The 14683-nt window shown below is 72.6% G+C and carries 13 protein-coding genes; 6 read left to right on the top strand and 7 right to left on the bottom strand.

Annotation, left to right across the window (positions count from 1 at the left end):
- Positions 1-106 precede the first annotated feature (106 nt).
- The 3 genes from ACFYZB_RS06730 to ACFYZB_RS06720 form a co-directional block, all read right to left on the bottom strand.
- Positions 107-1693 carry a transporter gene (locus ACFYZB_RS06730; protein ID WP_388755140.1) on the bottom strand — a complete coding sequence of 529 codons (1587 nt, stop codon included), beginning with the start codon at positions 1691-1693 and terminating at the stop codon, positions 107-109.
- Positions 1690-2466, bottom strand: a complete 777-nt coding sequence (locus tag ACFYZB_RS06725; protein WP_388755137.1) for an ABC transporter ATP-binding protein — start codon at positions 2464-2466, stop codon at positions 1690-1692. Before ACFYZB_RS06725 ends, ACFYZB_RS06730 begins: the two co-directional genes overlap by 4 nt.
- A 116-nt stretch (positions 2467-2582) precedes the next feature.
- Complete coding sequence (locus tag ACFYZB_RS06720) at positions 2583-3248, bottom strand: bifunctional DNA primase/polymerase (RefSeq protein ID WP_388755135.1); 666 nt, start codon at positions 3246-3248, stop codon at positions 2583-2585.
- A gap of 263 nt (positions 3249-3511) precedes the next feature.
- Between ACFYZB_RS06720 and ACFYZB_RS06715 the strand changes: the two genes are divergently transcribed.
- Together ACFYZB_RS06715 and ACFYZB_RS06710 are read left to right on the top strand one after the other, a co-directional pair.
- Positions 3512-4900, top strand: coding sequence for a transcriptional regulator (locus ACFYZB_RS06715; protein WP_388755133.1), 1389 nt, complete (start codon positions 3512-3514; stop codon positions 4898-4900).
- A gap of 199 nt (positions 4901-5099) precedes the next feature.
- Positions 5100-6665, top strand: a complete 1566-nt coding sequence (locus tag ACFYZB_RS06710) for a hypothetical protein (protein WP_388755130.1) — start codon at positions 5100-5102, stop codon at positions 6663-6665.
- A gap of 29 nt (positions 6666-6694) precedes the next feature.
- Here ACFYZB_RS06710 and ACFYZB_RS06705 read toward each other — a convergent pair whose 3' ends face one another.
- The gene (locus tag ACFYZB_RS06705; protein ID WP_388755127.1) at positions 6695-8020 is read right to left on the bottom strand and encodes an ABC transporter substrate-binding protein; all 1326 of its coding nucleotides are present in this window, start codon (positions 8018-8020) and stop codon (positions 6695-6697) included.
- Between the two features lie 117 nt (positions 8021-8137).
- Here ACFYZB_RS06705 and ACFYZB_RS06700 point away from each other — a divergent pair, with 117 nt between their 5' ends.
- Both ACFYZB_RS06700 and purU read left to right on the top strand, forming a co-directional pair.
- Positions 8138-8638: a hypothetical protein gene (locus tag ACFYZB_RS06700; protein WP_388755124.1), complete on the top strand. Its 501-nt coding sequence runs from the start codon at positions 8138-8140 to the stop codon at positions 8636-8638.
- A 46-nt stretch (positions 8639-8684) separates the two neighbouring features.
- Positions 8685-9563, top strand: coding sequence for a formyltetrahydrofolate deformylase (gene purU / locus ACFYZB_RS06695; protein ID WP_351206335.1), 879 nt, complete (start codon positions 8685-8687; stop codon positions 9561-9563).
- A gap of 164 nt (positions 9564-9727) precedes the next feature.
- Here purU and ACFYZB_RS06690 read toward each other — a convergent pair whose 3' ends face one another.
- The gene (locus tag ACFYZB_RS06690; RefSeq protein WP_388755120.1) at positions 9728-11155 is read right to left on the bottom strand and encodes a zf-HC2 domain-containing protein; all 1428 of its coding nucleotides are present in this window, start codon (positions 11153-11155) and stop codon (positions 9728-9730) included.
- Positions 11152-11724 carry a sigma-70 family RNA polymerase sigma factor gene (locus ACFYZB_RS06685; RefSeq protein ID WP_351206329.1) on the bottom strand — a complete coding sequence of 191 codons (573 nt, stop codon included), beginning with the start codon at positions 11722-11724 and terminating at the stop codon, positions 11152-11154. The genes ACFYZB_RS06690 and ACFYZB_RS06685 overlap by 4 nt, the downstream gene beginning before the upstream one ends.
- 342 nt (positions 11725-12066) lie before the next feature.
- Between ACFYZB_RS06685 and ACFYZB_RS06680 the strand changes: the two genes are divergently transcribed.
- Both ACFYZB_RS06680 and ACFYZB_RS06675 read left to right on the top strand, forming a co-directional pair.
- A complete protein-coding gene (locus ACFYZB_RS06680; protein ID WP_351206327.1) occupies positions 12067-12441 on the top strand; it encodes an STAS domain-containing protein in 375 nt (124 codons plus the stop codon).
- A 176-nt stretch (positions 12442-12617) separates the two neighbouring features.
- Complete coding sequence (locus ACFYZB_RS06675; protein WP_388755116.1) at positions 12618-13130, top strand: EF-hand domain-containing protein; 513 nt, start codon at positions 12618-12620, stop codon at positions 13128-13130.
- Positions 13131-13141: 11 nt separating this feature from the next.
- Here the strand turns inward: ACFYZB_RS06675 and ACFYZB_RS06670 are convergent, their stop codons facing one another.
- The gene (locus tag ACFYZB_RS06670; RefSeq protein WP_388755113.1) at positions 13142-14647 is read right to left on the bottom strand and encodes a class I adenylate-forming enzyme family protein; all 1506 of its coding nucleotides are present in this window, start codon (positions 14645-14647) and stop codon (positions 13142-13144) included.
- Positions 14648-14683: the final 36 nt, after the last annotated feature.

Here is a 14683-nt window from a genome sequence, read left to right as displayed (position 1 = left end):
GTGCGTGGTGGGTTCTCGCGCCCACGCGGCGGAGCCGCATATCAGACACAGCCCCGCGACCCTTGGGGAGCTGCAGTTCCCGGCGCCTGTCAAGGACGGAAATCCTTTACCCCTTGCTCACCGCCGTCAGGATCTCCGGCAACCGTGCTGCTGTTCGCGGAGCTGCCAGGCGTAGGCCCCCCAGGGTCAGCCCGGCGCCGTACGCCGCGCCCACCGGCAGGAGGAGCCACCTCCACGTCTCCCCGCCTGCGCTCACGTGGAGCCAGATGGTGAGGGCGATGACGGGGGAGCACAGCAGGGCGGCTGCGATCATGCCGCCGAAGATGGAGATCCAGGCGAGGCCCGCCTGGCCGGGGACGACGTTCTTGTGGCCCTCCTGGGGGATGGAGTAGGGGAAGCGGGCCGAGGTCCAGGCGCCGGTGGCGAGCATCGCGCCCAGCAGGGCCAGGGACAGGCCCAGTACCTCCGGCAGCCGGGGCCAGGCGTCCAGCAGGGCCGTCGTCACCACCGTCACGAGCGCCGCGTACGGCAGGGTGACCAGCAGCAGTGCCAGGGCACGGCCGCGCAGCTCGGCGTAGGCGTCCCGGGGTGAGGAGATGGTCATGGCCACCATCCAGAATGCGGAGGTGTCCTGCCCGAACTGGTTGTACATCTGGATGCCGAGCATTCCGGCGGCGAAGCACGCGAAGTAGATCGACCCGGTGCCCTGCACCGCGTTGAACACCGGCACGATCAGCCCGATCGCCAGCGAGGTCACCCAGGCGGCCTTGGTCTTCGGGTCCCGCCAGATGTAGCGCAGGCTGCGCTCCATGACCGTGCCCGTGCGGCCCTGCGGCAGCAGCCGGCCGAGTCCGGCGGCCGAGCGGCCGCGGTCTGCCGCGTCGGCCGGCTGCAGCGTGGAGGCGTCGGGCGCGGTCATCAGCCGGGTCAGGCTCCGCGCCCACACGGTGATCAGTGCCACCAACCCGGCTGCGGCAACGACGAGTTGGGCGGCAGCGACGCCGTACGAGCCCTGGCTCGCCGAACGTACCGCCGCCACCGCCGACGCCGGCGGTACCCAGGACAGTACGTCCGCGACCGGCTGCAGCTGTCCGAGCCCGGCCGAACCCAGCTCCCTCGCCCCGAAGTTGACCAGCTGCGCCCCGACCGCGATCACCAGCCCGCTCAGCACGGCCAGATCGCGGCCCTTCCTGCTGCTCAGCAGCCGTACGTTGGCGGTGGCGACGGCCCGTGCCAGCGCCACGCAGATCAGCAGGGCGAGACAGACGCCGAGCACCGCCACGGTGCCGCCGGCGGCGCCCTGTGCGACGGACAGCGTGCAGCCCACCAGTACCAGCAGCGTGAACAGCGGGCCGATGCCGATCAGGGAGGCCGTGAGCAGCGCCCGGACCAGCGGGCGGGGGCGCAGCGGGAGCATCACCAGCCGGGTGGGGTCCAGCGTCTCGTCGCCGGTCGGGAAGAACAGCGGCAGTACCGCCCAGCCCAGCGCCAGCACGGCCGTACCCGGGACGGCGACGGCGTCGGCGTGCGCGTGCCCGTGCAGGGCGAGCAGCCCGAGCAGTTGCAGCAGGGCGAACAGCACGGCGACGACCGCCGAGACGACGAACGCGGCCCGCCGGCCCCCGGACTGCCGCAGCCCGTTCCGCAGCAGGGACAGTTTCAGCCGTACGACGGTGGAGGTGAGGTTCGTCATCGGGCCGCTCCGCCGCCCAGCCAGTCCAGATCGGAGCCGGCGTCCCGTCCGCTCGCCCCGACGAGCTCCAGGAACGCCCCCTGGAGCGTCGGATGCGCGCCGCGCACCTCGGCGAGCGTACCGGTCGCGCGGATCCGCCCGGCCGCCATGACGGCGACCCAGTCGCACAGCGACTCGACCAGCTCCATGACGTGGGAGGAGAAGACGACGGTGGCGCCGGAGGCGGTGTACCGCTCGAGGACGCCCCGGATGGTCTGCGCGGACACCGGGTCGACGCCCTCGAACGGCTCGTCCAGGAAGAGCACCTCGGGATTGTGCAGGAGCGCGGCGGCGAGCCCGATCTTCTTGCGCATGCCGGTGGAGTAGTCGACGACGAGCTTGTGCTGGGCGCCGGCCAGGTCGAGGACGTCCAGCAACTGCGTGGCCCGCTTGTCGACCTCGGGCCCCGGCAGTCCGCGCAGCCGCCCCGAGTACCCGAGCAGCTCCCGCCCCGACAGCCGCTCGAACAGCCTCAGCCCTTCGGGAAGGACACCGATCCGCGCCTTGACGGCTATGGGGTCCCGCCATACGTCATGACCGACGACCTCGACCATGCCGTCATCGGGCCGCAGCAGCCCGGTCACCATGGACAGGGTCGTGGTCTTTCCGGCTCCGTTCGGCCCGACGAGCCCGATGAACTTCCCGGCGGGCAGCTCGAGATCGATCCCGCCGACAGCGACCTGCTGCCCGAACTGTTTCCAGAGCCCCCGTACCCGCACTGCAACTTCGGTCATGCATGAAGGTTACGGCGGCGATGTCCACCTGAGGGACGCGGGGAACTGCGTGAGCAACCGCGGTTGAGCACGCACCCGCCGACGCACCGAGACCACACGGACGGGACGGCGAACGGCTACCGGTCCCGCCCGCACGCATACGCCAGCGACGAGATCAGCTCCTCCGCATCCGGCAACCACCGATTCGCCGGGGTGGGCCGGCAGGCCCACTGCACGGCGCCGCGCGATCCGAAACGCGTGGGAGGAGCGGCCACGTACGCGCCCTCGCCCAGCGCGGCCAGATCGAGGGAAGTGAGCGACCAGCCCAGCTTGCGCACCAGGTCCGGCACCTTCACGGCACCCCCCGGCAGCACGAAGAACTGCATGCGACGGTCGGGAGACAACGTCACCGGCCCGAGCGTCAGCTCCATCCGCTCCATGCGGGCCAGAGCGAGGAACCCCGCACTCTCCGGGACGGACAGCGCGTCGAACGTCCGCCCCGTCGGCAGCAGGATCGAGGCCGTGGGCTGCTTCTGCCACATCCGGCGTGCGACGGTCGCGCTGCCGGTCGCCTGGGTCGCCCAGTCGGGGCGCGCGGGGTGCGCACCCGGCGCAGGGCAGGTGGCGTCGCCGCACGAGCATCGCTGCCTGCCGTCGACCGCTACCAGCCAGGTGCCCGGGAACACGTCCCAGTGGCGTTCCTCGGCGTAGCGTACGGCGGTCTCCAGCAGCGATTCCCCGCGCTGCTGCGGAATCTGACCGGCAATCTGAGTGTTTTCGGCGCCCGCGATCGTCTCTTCCACGCCCCTCTCAACTCCCGCACCCACCTCGGGTTACGGCCATAGCGCGCGCGGGGATGGCGCATCGATTCGGCAGTCGGGGCGCATGGGTGCACGGGTGGGGGCGCGCGGGGGGAAGCAGGGCGTGGGGTGGGTAGCCAGGGGTGGGGTTGGCAGCCGTCGTTACCCCGGCAAACGGCACATGTCGCGCATTGACGGTATGTCAGCTGGGCAGTGATCTTCCCGGAACGGTTACGCCCAGGGGATCGCAACGCAGGGGGTAGCACATGGCCGCAAGGCCTCTCGTGGCGAGGCAGCCCAACGAACGGCTGCAGGCACTCATCCAGGAAGCGGGGTGTTCGAACGCCGGGCTGGCCCGGCGGGTCAACATGTGCGGCGCCGAGCACGGCCTCGACCTGCGCTACGACAAGACGTCCGTGGCCCGCTGGCTGCGCGGACAGCAGCCACGGGGCCGCGCCCCGGCGATCATCGCGGAGGCGCTCGGGCGCAAGCTCGGCCGTACGGTCACGATCGACGAGATCGGCATGGCCAACGGCAAGAACCTCGCCTCGGGGGTCGGTCTCCAGTTCTCGCCGACGGTACTGGGGGCCATCGAGCAGGTCTGCGAGCTGTGGCGCAGCGACGTGGGCCGGCGGGACTTCCTGTCCGGCTCCTCCGTCGCCGCCTCCGCGCTGGTCGAGCCCAGCCGCGACTGGCTGATCTCGGCGCCGGACGCCCAGGTGGCCCGGCAGGCGGGCCCGCGCGTGGGGCAGGCCGACGTGGCGGCCGTACGGTCCATGACGCAGGCGCTGACCGACCTGGACCACCAGTACGGCAGCGGACATGTGCGCCCGGTCGTCGTGCACTACCTCAACAGCGTGGTCTCCGGGCTGCTCGCCGGCTCGTACCGGGAGACGGTCGGGCGGGAACTGTTCGCCGCGGTCGCCCGGTTGACCGAGCTCGCCGGGTACATGGCCGTGGACACCGGGCAACCGGGGCTGGCCCAGCGGTACTACATCCAGTCGCTGCGGCTCGCGCAGGCGGCCGGGGACCGCGGGTACGGCGGCTACGTCCTCGCCGCGTCCATGAGCCACCTCGCCGCCCAGCTCGGAAACCCGCGGGAGATCGCCCAGTTGGCGCGGGCGGCGCAGGAGGGGGCGCGCGGGCGGGTGACCCCGCGTGTGGAGGCGATGTTCCACGCGGCCGAGGCGCGCGGGCACGCCCTGCTCGGCGACGGGCGTGCGGCGCAGGCGTCCATCGGGCGGGCGGTGACGGCGATGGAACAGGCGGACGACTCCTCCGGTGACGACCCCGTGTGGATCCGCCACTTCGACGAGGCGTATCTCGCCGACGAGTTGGCGCACTGCCACCGCGATCTCGGCCAGAGCGAGCAGGCGGCCCGGTACGCGGAGCAGTCGCTGGCCGGGCACCCCGAGACCCGGGTCCGCCGGCGGGCCATCGGCTATGTGCTGCTCGCCACGGCCCAGGTGCAGCGGCGGGAGGTCGAACAGGCCTGCAGCACCGGCCTGAAGGCGGTGGAGCTGCTGGAGACGCTCCGCTCCAACCGGGGCGCCGAGTATCTGGAGGATCTCCAGCAGCGCCTGGAACCCTTCCGGGAGGAGGCGGTGGTACGGGAGTTCGGGGCGCGCCTCGATCTCCAGCAGGCCGCCGCGTGAACACCGGCCTCCCGGTCGCGTGAACGCACGGCGAACGGCGCGCGGGGGCGGAAGGGTGCCTTATATCAGCGCGCCGCGGGGCAGTTTTGTTACCGCCGTCACAGGGAAGGAGGTCTCGCCCTGAGCTGCATGGCACCCGGCTCGGGGGACCCGGTAGCGTGAGCCCGATTCACAAGGTCCCCCATTAGTAGGAGTCCCGGTGACGCAGAGTGGACAGGGCGAGGAGCCCTCGGCGCGGCCCGCGCGCGAAGGCATCGTGCTGCCCTCCGACGGAGGCGAGCCCTTGCTGCCGGGCATGACCGGCGCGCCCGCCCCCGCCGCCCCGGCCGGCGGGCAGGCCTGGGGTGGCTCCTGGGGGCCCGAGCAGCAGCAGCCGCCCCAGCCGGGCCAGGGCTGGCCCCCGGCGGAGGCCCAGCAGTGGCACAGCCCTCAGGCCCCGGCCCAGCAGCCGCCCGCCGCGAACCCCGGCCCGCTGCCCCCGGAGGGCGCCCCGGCCCCGTCGTACGGCCAGATGCCGTCGTACGACCACGGCGGCGCGCAGGGCGCCGGCCACGGCGCCGGTCAGCAGCCCGGGTACGGCGCGGCACCCGAGCCGTACCAGCAGCCGCAGCAGCAGTCCCTGCCGCAGTCGCAGCAGCAGTACCCGCAGCCGCCGGCCGCCCCCGCCCCGCTGCCCGCGGGGGACGAGGGTGCGACGCAGTACATACCGCCGGTGCAGGCGGCGGCCCCCGCCGAGGGCGCCACGCAGTACCTCCCGCCGGTGCCGGCCGCCCCCGTCGACGAGGGCGCGACCCAGTACATCCCGCCGGTGGCGCCCGGAGCGCTGCCGCCCGAGTCGGGCGGCGAGGAGACCCGCTACCTCGGCCGCGTCCCGCAGCAGGCGCCCGCGCCCGCCCCCGGCGACGCGGAGGCCACCCAGTACATACCGCCCTACGCCGCGCAGGCCGAGGGGGCGGACCGGCAGCCGCCGGCCGAGTTCGACAGCCTCTTCCGCGGCGGCCCGGCGGGCGGGGACGGCCCGTCCGGGGCCACCCAGCAGATGCCGCGCGTCCAGCAGCCGTACGGCGCCACGCAGCCCTCGTACGGCGCGCAGCAGCCGTCGTACGCCCCCGCGCACGACGACGACCACGACCAGCCGCGCGGCCGGTCGCGGGTGCCGCTGATCGCCGCGATCGGCGTCGGCATCGTCGTCATCGGTGTGGGCGCCGGCGCGCTGCTCAGCGGCGGCGGCAATGGCCAGGCCGCCGACGGCAGGCCGGTCGCGGCCACGTCCGCGGCGCCCGGCCAGAGCTCCGGCTCGCCCGCCGATCCGGCCCGGCAGCAGGCGGTCGCGCTGGACAAGCTGCTCGCCGACAGCGGCAGCAGCCGCGCCTCGGTGATCAAGGCGGTCGCCGACGTCAAGAACTGCGACAACCTCGACGGAGCCGCGACCGACCTGCGCGCCGCGGCCCAGCAGCGGGGCGACCTGGTCACCCAGCTCGGCCGGCTGTCCGTCGACAAGCTGCCGAACAACGGCGAGCTCACCGCCGCGCTGACCAAGGCCTGGCAGGCGTCCGCCGCGGCCGACAACCACTACGCGGCCTGGGCCGGACAGGCCAAGGACCACAAGGTCTGCCGCAAGGGCCACGCCCGCACCACCGGCGAGACCCAGGCCGGCAACCGGGCGAGCGGCACCGCCAGCGCGCAGAAGGTCAAGGCGGCGGCGCTGTGGAACGCGATCGCCCAGAAGTACGGCCTCACCCAGCGCCAGCCCACCCAGCTCTGAGCGGCGGGCCGGGGACGCGCCGGCGGGCGTCACTGCACGTCGGCGCTCTCCAGCGTCTGCGTCATGTCGGTGGCGCCGTCGAATCCGCCGATGCCCCTGCGGGCGTCGACCAGCCTGCCGTCCTGCACCACCTGCAGGGTGACGTCGGCGTTGACCATCCGCGGGAAGCCGACCGCGCCGAGTGTGCTGGAGTAGGTCCAGTGCAGGGTCGGGGTGAGCCCGCCGGTGGAGACCCGCAGGCCGTCGTCGAGGGTGCGCCGCACGGAGTCGGCGGTCACGTCACCGTCGCCGATCTTGTCCAGGACGGCCTTCAGCACGGTGTAGGCGATCCAGGTGGTCTGCACTCCGGCGTCCGCGGGGTCGATGCGGGTGTCGCCGAAGGCCTCCTCGTTGATCACCTTCTTCATCGGGTCCCACCGCGCGTCCGACGCCGGCGGGTACCAGCCGGTGATGTACGCCCCCTCGTACGGCCCCGACGCCCCGCCGGTGGCGTTGATCACGGTCTGGTCGACGCTGCCGAGCACGGTCGCGAGCCGTACCGAGGGGAAGCTCTCGCGTTCCCGCCGGAAGGAGTCCATGAAGGTGTCGGTGCGGTCCCCGAGCGCGGGGACCACACAGCCCTTCTTCGTGAGGTCCCGGCCGGCGTACCGCAGCGCCTGGTCGGCCTGGCCGCCGTAGTCGGTGGCGGCCTCCTCGGCGAGCTGGTCGCCCGCCTTGGCGTGCCCGCCCGCCTTCAGCCCGGAGTCGAGCAGCACGGGCAGCTCGTCGCCGGCGATGCTGTCGGGGCGGACCAGGGAGATGTTGCCGCAGGCGGCCGCGAGGGCCTTGCCGAGGCCGGCGAGCAGGGCGGGCTGGCCGCCGTTGACCGGGTAGGACATCTGGCCGGTGAACTCGTCGTTGGTGACGCCGTAGCCGCCTATGTAGGGGATGCCGGCGCCTTCCAGCGGCGCGGAGTAGGAGTCGGTGAACTGGCTGTAGGAGCCGACGACCGCGACCACGTTCTCGTCGGCCGCGTACTTGGCGCACTTGGCGGCGCCCACGCTGTCGTTGTGGTCGTTGCAGGTCAGGACCTGGAGCTCGCGGCCGCCCACGCCGCCGTGCGCGTTGATCCACTTGGCGTAGGCATGGGCCATCGCGGGCATGCCGGGCTTGTTGGTGGCGTCGGTCCCCTCGGGCGCCCAGGTCATGACCTTGATCGGGTCACCCCCGGAGCCCCCCGTGGCACCGGGGATGACCCCGCATCCGGCGGTGAGCGACGCACAGAGGGCCACGGCGCCCGCGGTCAGGGCGGTGGCTCTGCCGGGGCGGAGGGAGGAATGGAGGAAAGTACTGATCGCGCGTCGCCTGCCGGTCATGTGTAAGCACGATTCCCTCACACCACTAACCGGCGAGTGACCCTGGGTCAACGAAAGGTGACAGCGAGGTGAATTGCGGGGGCCGGTGAGGCTGGTGTGGCGGGGAACGTACGATCGATGACCGTGCAAGGTACGGAGAACTCTTCCCGTCGTGGCCGTCGCTCCTCCACCATGGGCGGCATGCCCCTAAGCGACATGCCGTGGTGGCGCTGGCGCAGCAATGTGTGCTCGGCGCTGCACATGCTCTCCGACCCGGTGTTCCAGCGGGACGTCTGGCTGGCCGGCGTGGACGGGTACGGCGACGTCACCGACGCCGTCTACCGGCTGGTGGAGGACACCTGGCTGGACAACTGGTCCGCGGAGAAGTACGTCGGCACGATATTCCGCGACTCGCAGGAGGCGGCGCTCGTGGACACCGCCGTACTGCGGGTACTGCGGATCATGCACCAGGTCGGCCCGGACGCACCGGTCGCCGCCTACCTCGACCACCAGGGGTGGCCGGAGGCGGTGCGGGCGGCGCGGGACGCGCACGTCCGGATGGCGGCGAGTGACGGGGAGGACCCGGACACGCCGCCGAAGAGCCTGGAAGTGCTGCGGATCATGACGAGGTCCGCGTAGCGGACCACAGCGCCGGGGGCGGCCCGGACGTGAGAACCTGTGGTGCATGAACGAGCAGTCCGCGCCCGCCGCCCCGGCCGACCAGTACGTCCTCACCCTGTCCTGCCCGGACAAGCAGGGCATCGTGCACGCCGTGTCGAGCTACCTCTTCATGACCGGCTGCAACATCGAGGACAGCCAGCAGTTCGGCGACCACGACACGGGTCTGTTCTTCATGCGCGTCCACTTCTCGGCCGAGGCGCCGGTGACGGTGGAGAAGCTGCGGGCGAGCTTCGCGGCGATCGGCGACTCCTTCCACATGGACTGGCAGATCAACCGGGCCGACGAGAAGACGCGGATCCTGCTCATGGTCAGCAAGTTCGGGCACTGCCTGAACGACCTGCTGTTCCGGGCCCGGATCGGCGCGCTGCCGGTGGAGATCGTGGGCGTGGTCTCGAACCACACCGACTTCGAGGAGCTGGTGGGCTCCTACAACATCCCCTTCCACCACATTCCGGTGACGAAGGACACGAAGTCCCAGTCCGAGGCGAAACTGCTGGAGATCGTGCGCGAGGAGGGCGTGGAACTGGTCGTACTCGCCCGCTACATGCAGGTCCTCTCCGACGACCTGTGCAAGCAGCTCAGCGGCCGGATCATCAACATCCACCACTCCTTCCTGCCGAGCTTCAAGGGCGCGAAGCCGTATCACCAGGCACACGCCAGGGGGGTCAAGCTCATCGGGGCGACCGCGCACTATGTGACCGCGGACCTGGACGAGGGCCCGATCATCGAGCAGGAGGTCGAGCGGGTCGGCCACGATGTGACACCGGATCAGCTGGTGGCCATCGGCCGCGACGTGGAGTGCCAGGCGCTGGCGCGGGCGGTGAAGTGGCATGCGGAGCGGCGCATTCTGCTGAATGGCCGACGGACCGTGGTGTTCGCCTAGGCCCTGTCGTCAAACTCCCGTCGTCCGCCCGAAGGGCGGGCCCTGCGGCGAGAGTGCGTGCATGGCGTCGCGGGGCTGGGGGCACCTCCCGGCCGAAGGCTGGGGGAGGGAGTTTGACGACAGGGCCTAGCGGCTCGGGCCGCCCGCGAAACCGCAACCCGCCCCTACAGCCGGCTCAGTCCCGCCGTGGCGAACAGTACGTCCCTGATCGCCGCGCGGTCGCCCACCTGCCCCACCGCGGCCTCCTCCGGCGAGACCCGGCCGGCGGCCAGCTTGCAGAACTCCACGCCGTCCAGCGCCACATGGGCCACCTCGAGGTCCGCGGAGCCCAGCGCCGCCGGGGAGTCCAGCGGGATCAGCCACTCGCCGCCCGCCGAACCCTCGATCTCCAGCCGCAGGCTGCGGCCGGGCTCGCCGGCGAGGCCGAGGTGGCGGCCGCGGGCGGGCGAGGCCAGCCCCGCCTGCCGGCGTTCCGCCAGTGCAGCGGGCAGCAGGCGGGCCGCGAGGTCGATCATTCCGTTCAGGTGGCGCGGCGCGGGCGGCTGGTACGGGTAGTCCACCGCCTCCGCGATGTCCTCGGCGTGCACCCAGCACTCGAAGGCCCGGTCCAGCATGGCGTCGTGCAGCGGCAGCTCGAAGTCGCCGTACGACACCGCGAGCCCGCCCGCGTGCCCGCCGGTGAAGGACACCGTCCGCACCAGGCCGTGGCTCTGCTCCCGCCAGGGCCCCCGCACCGAGCGGGTCGGCGGGAAGTGGGAGTTCCGCCAGTACGCCTCGGTGCGCCCCTGCGGGCCCGACGCGTCCCGTTCGGCCTTGTCGACGACCTCGGCCAGCGGGTCGTCCAGGCCGAGCGCGAGCGCGATCAGCCCGTCCACGGACAGCAGGTGTGCGATCACCCCCGCCACGGTCGTACGACGGCTCTTCGCCGCGTCGGCCTCGAACCACCGCAGCCGCACCGGCGCGTGCCACTCCGCGTCCCCGAAGTCCTGCAGCAGGGCGTCCAGGCGCGCGGTCTCGGCGTCGTACGGCGCCGCCCACTCGGGGACCGGGATGCGCGGCGGCCGGCGCTCCAGGCAGCTCTGCAGGACGCGGGTGCGCAGTCCCGGGTCCAGGTCGAGGCTCTCCGGCTGGTGCAGCAGGCCGACCGCCTCGCGCAGCCGGCGGGCCTCGTCGGCGCAGCTTCCGCAGGAGCCCAGGTGGTCCTCGACGGCCGCGGTCTCCGCGGCCGAGCAGGCGGCCAGCGCCCAGGCACCGAGGAGCGATTTCAGGACGTCGTGCGGGAGGTCCCCCGGATCGGCGAGGTCGGGCAGTGGACGCCCGTTGTCCTCGACGGAGGCGCGGGGCGTCGGTATGCGCGCCGGCCGGTCCGGCTCGGGGCCGCCGGCCTGGCGCGGGTGCTGCCCGGAGCCACCGCCATCGGCGTCGGCGCCCTCGCCGGGGTGGCCGCCCGTACCCCGGCCGCTGTTGCCCCGGCTGCCGTCACCCCGGCTGCCGTCACCCTCGTACGGCTGCCCCGTGCGCCGCTCCTCGTCTCCCGGCCCCTCGTGCTCGCCGTGCCCGTCGGGTGCCCCGAATCCTCCCGCTCCGCTCACACCGCACCCCCGTGTCCCGGCGGTGTTCCGGCGTCATGGGCGGTGGAGAGCAGTTGCAGGCCGAGGCGGAGCCGGCGGCGGGCCTCGTCCTCGGTGACACCGAGGTCGGCGGCGGTCTGGCGGTAGTCGCGGCGCTGGAAGTAGGCGAGGTCGAGGGCGCGGCGCAGCGGGGCGGGCATGGAGTGGACGATGTAGTCGGCGCGGGCGGCGACCGAGGCGCGGCGGACCTTGCGCTCCAGTTCCGCCAGGGAACCCGCGCCGCCCTGCGGCAGTGCGGCGGCCTCGCTGTCGCGCAGCCGCTGCACGGCGAACCGGTTGGTGACGTCGGCCACCCAGGTGCGCAGCGGACCCTCCTTGGGGTCGTAGGTCTCGGGGTGCTCCCAGAGGTGGGCGAAGACCTCCCGGGTGAGGGTGTCGGCGGCCTTCTCGTCGCCGAGGACGCGGTGGGCGAGGCCGTGCACGAGCGAGGCGAAGCGGTCGTACAGCTCGCCGAGGGCGGCCGCCTCACCACGGGCGAGCCGCTGCTGCATCCTGCGGTCCCAGCGGGGCGGTACGTCCTTCGTGGCCATGCGGTCCCCTCCCCTCACCCGTGTCCGGCGTGTCCAGCCTGTCTGCACCGTCTTCTCGAATGTAGTCGGCACCTGTGACAGCGCACGCCCCTTTGTGTCAATGCGCGCCCCCGGAAGGGCTGCAGGTGATAGTGCCCTCTTCACGCAATCTTCACACGACTTGAGTGCATCTCTGATCGGACAGGACCGATAGTGACCGAAAAAAGCCCCTTGTTGATCACGTGTAGTTTGTCGCTCGACGTTTCAGGGAACGGCCGGTGGGCAGCCGCGCGGATGCAAGCGTAGGAACTGCTTCCGTTTCCGGGCGGTTCCGGGAGTTCCGGCGAGCGGAGGGGCAGGGACGTGGCCTTCAAGGTGACCGGCGTCGAACAGGGCGAGTGGGCCGTTCTCCGGGTGTCCGGGGAACTGGACCTGATGACCTCGCCGGTTCTGCGTCAACGTGTGCACGATGTCGTCGCCGAGGGGCACCACAGCCTCGTCGTGGACCTCTCCGACGTGTTCTTCTGCGACTCCAGCGGGGTCGGCGTCCTCGTCGCCGCCCGCAGGCTGATCCGCTCCTGTCAGGGCCGGCTCCGGCTCATCCTGCCCGACCGGGGGGCCGACGACGGCTCGCACGTCAACCGGGTCCTCGGCGCGCTCGGCGTGCGCCGGCTCTTCGACGTCTGCCCCGACGTCGCCTCCGCGACCACGGACGAGGCGGGACCCCTGTCGGCCTGATGCGCCGCCCCGCTCCTTCGCGACACAGCCACACAGTTGTCGCAGAATTCCCCCGGTTTCGGCACAACCGCCGGATTGACGCCTTCCGACGGCCACCCGCGTCATACGCTCCCTGCCAGGTCCCGCACACACCCGTGGGAACCCGGACGACGCACACCTAAGGCGGCCCGAAAGACATGGTCAGCACCGAATACGAGCGCAGGATCGCAGCCCGGTTCGCCACCTTCGACCAGGACGGCAACGGCTGGATCGACCGCGAGGACTTCAGCGCGGCGGCCAAGGCGCTCCTCGCCGAGTTCGCCGTGACCGCACGCTCCGACAAGGGGCAGGCGCTGTACGCCGGCGCGGAGGCGTTCTGGCAGGGCATGGCCGGGATCGCCGACCGCGACGGCGACCAGCGCATCACCCGCGAGGAGTTCGTCAGCGGCGCGGTCAAGCGGCTGCGCGACAACCCCGAACGCTTCGCCGAGATCGCCCGCCCCTTCCTGCACGCGGCCCTCGCGGTGGCGGACACGGACGCCGACGGCCGCGTCACGGTCGCCGCCGCCGCCCGTGTCCTGCGCGTCCTGCACGTCCCCGCCGAGCTCGCCGGCACCGTCGCCGCCGCCCTCGACACCGACACCGACGGCGCCATCACCGAACCGGACATCATCCCGGCGTTCGCCCAGTACTTCACGGTCGCGGAGTAGCTCGGCCCTCGTCAGGGCCGGTCGGTGAACCGCTCCCGCAGCTTGTACTTGAGCACCTTGCGCAGGGTGTCGTTGCGGGGAAGCGCGTCCACCACCTCCAGCCGCTCCGGCAGCTTGTGCACGGACAGGCCCGCTGAGCGCAGGTAGGAGACGACCGTCGGCAAGGTCAACCCGGCCGCGTCCGGGGGCTGTTCCACCACCGCGCAGACGAGCTCCCCCCGTTCGGCGTCCGGCAGGCCGATCACCGCCACGTCCGCCACCGAGGGGTGTGCGGCGAGGAGGTCCTCGATCTCCTTGGCCGAGATGTTCTCGCCCTTGCGGATGATGACGTCCTTCAGACGGCCGGTGAGGACGAGGTGGCCGGAGTCCGTCACATGCCCCAGGTCGCCGGTGCGCAGGAAGCCGTCGGGGTCGAAGGCGGCGGCCGTCTGGGCGGGGTCCAGATAGCCCTGGCAGACGGCCTCGCCGCGCAGCCGTATCTCGCCGTCGACGACCCGGATCTCCATGCCGGCCGGCGGGCGGCCCTCGGTCGTCGCCAGGTTCTCGGCACTGTCCTCCGGATCGCCCATGGTGATCATCGGGACCTCGGTCATGCCGTAGCCGTGGGCGAGCTGGACGCCCATCTCGCGGACCACCGAGTGGTAGAGCCCGGGAGGCCTGGGCGCGCCGCCGCCCGCGAGCAGGCGCAGGGACGGGATCAGCTTCTCGCCCGGCCGTCCGCGCTGTTCGGCCAGGAACAGGGAGTAGAACGCCGTGGAGCCGCCGGCCACCGTCACCCGGTGCCGCCGGTACTCCGCCAGCGCGTCCGGCAGCGCGAAGTGCTCGGACATCACCGCCGGGACGCCGTGGAGCAGGAGCATCACCAGGTAGTCGGGACCGCCTATGTGGGCGTACGGGAAGGCGATGGAACCGACGTCGTCCGGCGTCAGGCGCAGGGCGTGGGCGAGGCAGGAGCCGCCGGCGATCAGGGAGCGGTCGGTGTGCAGCACGCCCTTGGGGTCGGAGGTGGTGCCGGAGGTCCAGTAGATCCAGCGGACCGAGGTGCCCTCGGCGGGCGGGGCCGGGAGGACGGACGGGTCGCCGTCGGGGAGGGCGTCGTACGCCTCGAAGATCCCCTTCGCGCCGAGCCGGCGCGCCATCTCCGTGTGGTCGTGGCCCCGCCACACGCCCGGGACCGCGAAGAACTCCGCCTTCGACGCGCGCAGCGCGAAGCCGACCTCCCGGTCCCGGTGGAAGGGGATCACCGGGGACTGTACGGCGCCCAGGCGGGCCAGCGCGAAGGACAGCACGGCGGTCTCGATGCGGGTGGGCAGCTGCCAGGCGACCACCGTGCCGGGCCGCACCCCCATGCCGTACAGGCCGGCCGCCACGCGCTCGGCACGCGCGCGCAGGCCGTCGAAGGTGAGCGTGCGGTCCTGCTGGAGCAGCACCGGGCGGTCGGGGGTGAGGGCCGCGCGGCGGACGACCAGCTCCCACAGCGTGCGGGAGGAACTCAGGGCGTGCGGGGTGCCGTTCACGTGTGCCCCTCCTTGGCTGACGACTCGTCAGGTAGC

It is taken from the genome of Streptomyces sp. NPDC001852 (genome assembly GCF_042891825.1).
Taxonomy (GTDB): Bacteria; Actinomycetota; Actinomycetes; order Streptomycetales; family Streptomycetaceae; genus Streptomyces.
Note: the sequence above shows the minus strand (reverse complement) of the source record. Positions and strands in the feature narration are given on the sequence as shown.

Bases quoted from the DNA above. Each gene is read 5' to 3' on its own strand.
- ACFYZB_RS06700 (WP_388755124.1), top strand. From the start codon at position 8,138: ATGACCGTGCAAGGTACGGAGAACTCTTCCCGTCGTGGCCGTCGCTCC.
- purU (WP_351206335.1), top strand. From the start codon at position 8,685: ATGAACGAGCAGTCCGCGCCCGCCGCCCCGGCCGACCAGTACGTCCTC.
- ACFYZB_RS06705 (WP_388755127.1), bottom strand. From the start codon at position 8,020: ATGACCGGCAGGCGACGCGCGATCAGTACTTTCCTCCATTCCTCCCTC.
- ACFYZB_RS06675 (WP_388755116.1), top strand. From the start codon at position 12,618: ATGGTCAGCACCGAATACGAGCGCAGGATCGCAGCCCGGTTCGCCACC.
- ACFYZB_RS06685 (WP_351206329.1), bottom strand. From the start codon at position 11,724: ATGGCCACGAAGGACGTACCGCCCCGCTGGGACCGCAGGATGCAGCAG.
- ACFYZB_RS06715 (WP_388755133.1), top strand. From the start codon at position 3,512: ATGGCCGCAAGGCCTCTCGTGGCGAGGCAGCCCAACGAACGGCTGCAG.
- ACFYZB_RS06725 (WP_388755137.1), bottom strand. From the start codon at position 2,466: ATGACCGAAGTTGCAGTGCGGGTACGGGGGCTCTGGAAACAGTTCGGG.
- ACFYZB_RS06730 (WP_388755140.1), bottom strand. From the start codon at position 1,693: ATGACGAACCTCACCTCCACCGTCGTACGGCTGAAACTGTCCCTGCTG.